Annotated in this window: 3 protein-coding genes; all 3 read right to left on the reverse strand. The window is 68.7% G+C overall.

Features of this window, described 5'->3' with window-relative positions; genetic code table 11:
• The coding region (locus ABZ910_RS36155; RefSeq protein WP_361373661.1) for a formate dehydrogenase accessory sulfurtransferase FdhD at positions 1 to 212 on the reverse strand (212 nt) is incomplete at its 3' end.
• Complete coding sequence (locus ABZ910_RS36160; RefSeq protein WP_361373663.1) at positions 212 to 1,525, reverse strand: MFS transporter; 1,314 nt, start codon at positions 1,523 to 1,525, stop codon at positions 212 to 214. The genes ABZ910_RS36160 and ABZ910_RS36155, both read right to left, overlap by 1 nt.
• Before the next feature lie 367 nt (positions 1,526 to 1,892).
• Positions 1,893 to 4,166: an FdhF/YdeP family oxidoreductase gene (locus ABZ910_RS36165; RefSeq protein WP_361373665.1), complete on the reverse strand. Its 2,274-nt coding sequence runs from the start codon at positions 4,164 to 4,166 to the stop codon at positions 1,893 to 1,895.
• Positions 4,167 to 5,002: the final 836 nt, after the last annotated feature.

The raw sequence follows: 5,002 nt of genomic DNA on the forward strand, positions 1-5,002 counted from the left end.
GCGACCTCGTCCTGCTTGTGGAGGACGCCCTCGCTGACCAGGAAGCCGGCCGCGAGGTCGAAGTCGTCGCCGGGGGTGCGCATGGTCACGGTCAGCGGCCGTCCGCCGACCCTGATCTCCATCGGTTCCTCGGCGGCCAGGGTGTCGGGACGGTGCGAGAACGCGCCTTCCCGGACCCGCAGCACCCGCCGCCGCACGGTCACTCGCCCCATCATTCACTCCTCGTGTCGTTGTTCTGTGCAGATGCATGGGCCTCACCGGGCCCGGAATGCGGACCGTCCGCCGCCTCGGCGACACCGGCCGGCATGAGCGCGGGCGGGTCCAGGCGGCGTACCGGAAGATTGCTGCGGCTGTGCCGGGCCGTGACCGTCAGGCACAGCAGGCCCACGGCGGCCAGGGCGACCAGCAGGGCCGGATAGGGAGCCGCGCCCGCGGTGACCGCCAGCAGAAGCGGGGTGAGGAACCCGCTGGACGTGGTGCTCTGGTAGAAGGACGACGCGGACGGCCAGCCCGGCGCCGGCCCCAGGCGCTCGATCTCCTTCATCCCGGAGACCAGGGTCAGGCCGTAGCCCGCGCCGAGGATGACCGCGGCCGCGATCACCAGGCGTGCGGAGTTCCAGTGCACGGCGAAGGCGCTCGTCAGCAGTCCGGCGATCACGGTGCCCATGGCCGCGAGGGTGCCGCGCGCGCTGCCCGCGTCGTCGAGGCGGCGCGCGAGAGGCTGGACGACGATGCCCATGATCAGCGTCAGCGCCGCCATCAGGCCGCTGAACAGCGGTGCGTAGCCGGGGACCCGATTGGAGACCAGCGGCGGCAGCACCACATAGGCCACGGTGGCGGCACCGAAGACCGCGGGACTCGCGGGCAGGACCACCCGCAGGAAGCGGGGGTGCCGGAAGGCCGCCCTGCGCTGGCCCGGGACGGGTGTGTGCGTGGGCGCGGGCCGGGCGGACGGGGTGGTGTCCGGTACGAACCCGGTGGCGATCAGGACGAGCAGGGACAGCCCGGCATGGACCAGGCCCGGCAGCACCATCGGGTGCGGGAACCACTCGGCGAGGGCGCCGGTGAACAGCGCTCCCGCCGAGAAGCCGCCGCCGGTGGCGTACAGCACGCGCCGGGCACCGGCCTGCGGGCGTTCGGGCGTGGCGGACAGCTCCCTGACCCAGGCGCCGCCCGCGGTGAACACCAGACCGGCTGCCACACCCGTGGCCAGTCGGCTGACGTACACGACGTGCGGGGACACGACCGCCGCCGCCAGGAGCAGGCTGGCGACGGCGGTCACGGTCAGCGCCGTCCGCACCACCCGCCGTCTGCCGAAGCGCAGCGACGCCGGGCCGCCGATCAGCAGGCCGGGAACCAGCCCGAACAGATAGGCGGTGAACATGCCGGCCACCGGGACGGCAGCCCAGTGCGCCTGCATCCGGTAGATCACGGCGAGCGGGGTGAACTGATTGGCGCCCCACCCGGCAGCGGACACCGCGGCTGCCGCCGGAAGCCAACTGCGCGTGGAGCGAGGTGCGGGCATGCCCGAGCGGACCTTTCTGTTCGGTTGGTCGTCCAGAGAGGAGGAGGCGATGCGTCAGGGACGCGTCGCGCGCCTTGTCGTCTGGAGGGGCGGGGCGGTACGCCACGCGCCCTGGTCGCCGGTGCCCGGGCGATGAGGAAGCCGGCCCTGTGAACTCAGGCGGGCGGCCCGGAAGTTGAGGTCGGCGGTTCGGAAGAGGAGGTCGGCCGTTCGGAAGGTGCGGCCGGACGGCCCGGAGGACACGGCCGACGCCGGGCCGTCGGAGGATGGCTCAGAATTCCCGCAACTCACCGCAGCCTGTGCGGAGTAACCCCCTGTCCCCCGCATCGTGCGATGCGGGGGCGGGGGTTGTGCGGGGTCGAGCCCCTTACTTGCGGGGCTCCATGCGGATGACGACGCCCTTGCTGGTCGGGCAGTTGCTGATGTCGGCAACGCTGTCCAGCGGGACGAGGACGTTCGTCTCCGGGTAGTACGCGGCCGCCGAGCCACGGCTGGCCGGGTACGCGACGACCGTGAAGTCCTCGGCGCGGCGCTCGCCGTCGTGCCAGACGCTGACCAGGTCCACCTGCTGGCCGTCGGCGATGCCGAACTCGGCCAGGTCCTCCGGGTTGACCATCACGACGCGGCGGGCGTTGTGGATGCCGCGGTAACGGTCGTTCGGGGCGTACCAGATGGTGTTCCACTGGTCGTGCGAGCGGAAGGTCTGCAGCAGCAGGTGGCCCTTGGGCACGTGCGGCATCTCGAACTCGCTGGCCCAGAACTCGGCCTTGCCGCTCGGGGTCGGGAACACGTCCTGGTTCACCGGGCTGCCCAGGTTGAAGCCACCGGGCTGGCGGACGCGCTCGTTGAAGTTCTCGAAGCCCGGCACGACGCGCGAGATCCGGTCGCGGATCTTGTCGTTGTCGGCCCCCAGGTCCTCCCACGGGATGTTCGGCTTGTTGCCGAGGGTCTTGCGGGCCAGGCGCGCAATGATCTCGACCTCGCTGAGCAGGTGCTTGGAGGCCGGGGGCAGCTTGCCGTGCGAGCGGTGCACGTCACTCATCGAGTCCTCGACCGTGATCCACTGCTCGACGCCGTTCTGGAAGTCCCGGTCGCTGCGGCCCAGTGTGGGCAGGATCAGCGCGAACTCACCGCAGACGGTGTGGGAGCGGTTGAGCTTGGTCGAGACGTGCGCGGTCAGGCGGCAGTTGCGCATCGCCTGCTCGGTGTAGTCGCTGTCGGGCGTCGCCCGGACGAAGTTGCCGGCCACGCCGAGGAATATCTTGGCCTTGCCCTCGTGCATCGCCCGGATGCCCTGCACCGCGTCGTAGCCGTGGTGGCGCGGCGGGGCGAACTTGAACTCCTTGCCCAGGGCGTCGAGGAACTCGTCCGACATCTGCTCCCAGACGCCCATGGTGCGGTCGCCCTGGACGTTGGAGTGGCCACGGACCGGGCAGACGCCCGCGCCCGGCTTGCCGAGGTTGCCGCGCAGCATCAGGAAGTTGCAGATCTCACGGATGGAGGCGACACCGTGCTTCTGCTGGGTGATGCCCATCGCCCAGCAGACGATGGCGCTCTTGCTCTTCATGACCCGCTCGTGGACCTGCTTGATCTCGTCGAGGGTCATCCCCGTCGCGAGGAGGATGTCGTCCCAGGAGATCTTCCGGACGGCCTCGGCGAACTCGGCGAAGCCGACGGAGTTCTTGTTGATCCACTTGTGGTCGAGGACCTTGCCAGGCGCGGCGTCCTCGGCCTCGAGGAGCAGCTTGTTGAGGCCCTGGAACAGGGCCATGTCGCCACCGGCGCGGATGTGCACGAACTGGTCGGCGATCTGCGTGCCGTTGCCGATGACACCGCGCGCCTTCTGCGGGTGCTTGAACCGCATCAGGCCGGCCTCGGGGAGGGTGTTGACCGCGACGACCTGGCCGCCGTTGCGCTTGGTCTCCTCCAGCGCGGCGAGCATGCGCGGGTGGTTCGTGCCCGGGTTCTGGCCGACCAGGAAGATCAGGTCCGAGTTGTGGATGTCGTCCAGAGAGACGCTGCCCTTGCCGATGCCCAGCGACGCGCCCAGACCCCAACCGGTGGACTCGTGGCACATGTTGGAGCAGTCCGGCAGGTTGTTGGTGCCGAAGGCGCGGGAGAACAGCTGCAGCATGAACGCGGCTTCGTTGTTCAGCCGGCCCGAGACGTAGAACATCGCCTCGTCGGGGGAGGCCAGCGCGCGCAGCTCGCGAGCGAGAAGGGAGAGGGCCTCGTCCCAGCTGACCGGCTCGTAGTGGGTGGCGCCCGGGCGCTTGATCATGGGCTCGGTGAGGCGGCCCTGCTGGTTCAGCCAGTAGTCCGACTTCGAGTCCAGCTCGGCGATCGAGTACTGCTTGAAGAAGTCACGGGTGACACGACGGGACGTGGCCTCGTCGTTGATGTGCTTGGCGCCGTTCTCGCAGTACTCGTTGAAGTGCCGCTTCTTGTCCTCGGGCCAGGCGCAACCCGGGCAGTCGATGCCGTCAATCTGGTTGATGTTCAGCAGCGTCAGCATGGTGCGCCGCGGGGACGTCTGCGAGAGGGAGTACTCAAGGGCGTGCGTCACGGCTGGCACACCGGTCGCCCAGTCCTTGGGCTTGGTCACCGACAGTTCGTCGATCGGGTCCTCAATGGTGCTCATGGTCTGCTCAATCCCTTTCTGCTGCGTCCGCGCACTCGAGCGCGTCCTGCTGGCGGCGGACGTCGGAATGTCCCCTGCGAGAGAGGAGAACAGCACGATGCGCGCGGGACTTAAGATCCCCTAACGGCTGAAACCGACTCCCCGGGTGCCGTTTTCTCTCTGCAACGAGGGGCCGGCACTCCGAACCAGTGCATCTCGCGTCTGTGAACGCCGCACCCGGCCACGGGTGCCGAATTCCAGCCGCCAGACCACTTTCCGTTCATCCGTCGAAGAAATCTTCCGCCCACCTGTCGGAGAAAGTCAAAGAGGTGATCTCGATGAGATGATTGACGGCGCCTATGCTGCTCGTCGGGGGCGCCGGTCATGCGCCGCGCACGGCCACATGCACTCAAGTGGTGGGCGGCAGGCGGGCGGTGAGTGATCGGCCCTCGGGTAGGATTCCCCTGGTGAGGCGCCGTCAGGTGGCCCCTGCTGCGCCCTCTGTGCCGCGACGAGTCACGATAAGACGCGGTTATTGGATCATCGGGAATTCCTCTTTGACTTCCATGGTCGAATTCTTCGATGATGGATGTCGAGTGAGAATACAGTTTCCGGCGGGACGGTTCCACCCGGAAGGCGGGAGTGCCCACCCGCATTTCGGAACACCGCCTCCGGGACACCGCCTCCGGGCAGACATGAAGAAGGCAGGCCTGTGCCATCACCTCTCTCCGACCGTCGTCGTGCCGCTGCTGCGGCGCCGGGTGCGTTGACGGATCGTTTCGGGCGGGTTCATACGGATCTGCGGGTGTCGTTGACGGACCGGTGCAATCTGCGGTGTACGTACTGCATGCCGGCGG

The organism is Streptomyces sp. NPDC046805 (assembly GCF_040645355.1).
GTDB lineage: Bacteria > Actinomycetota > Actinomycetes > Streptomycetales > Streptomycetaceae > Streptomyces.

Coding starts and splice junctions, on each gene's coding strand:
- ABZ910_RS36160 (WP_361373663.1), bottom strand. CDS start 1,525: ATGCCCGCACCTCGCTCCACGCGCAGTTGGCTTCCGGCGGCAGCCGCG.
- ABZ910_RS36165 (WP_361373665.1), bottom strand. CDS start 4,166: ATGAGCACCATTGAGGACCCGATCGACGAACTGTCGGTGACCAAGCCC.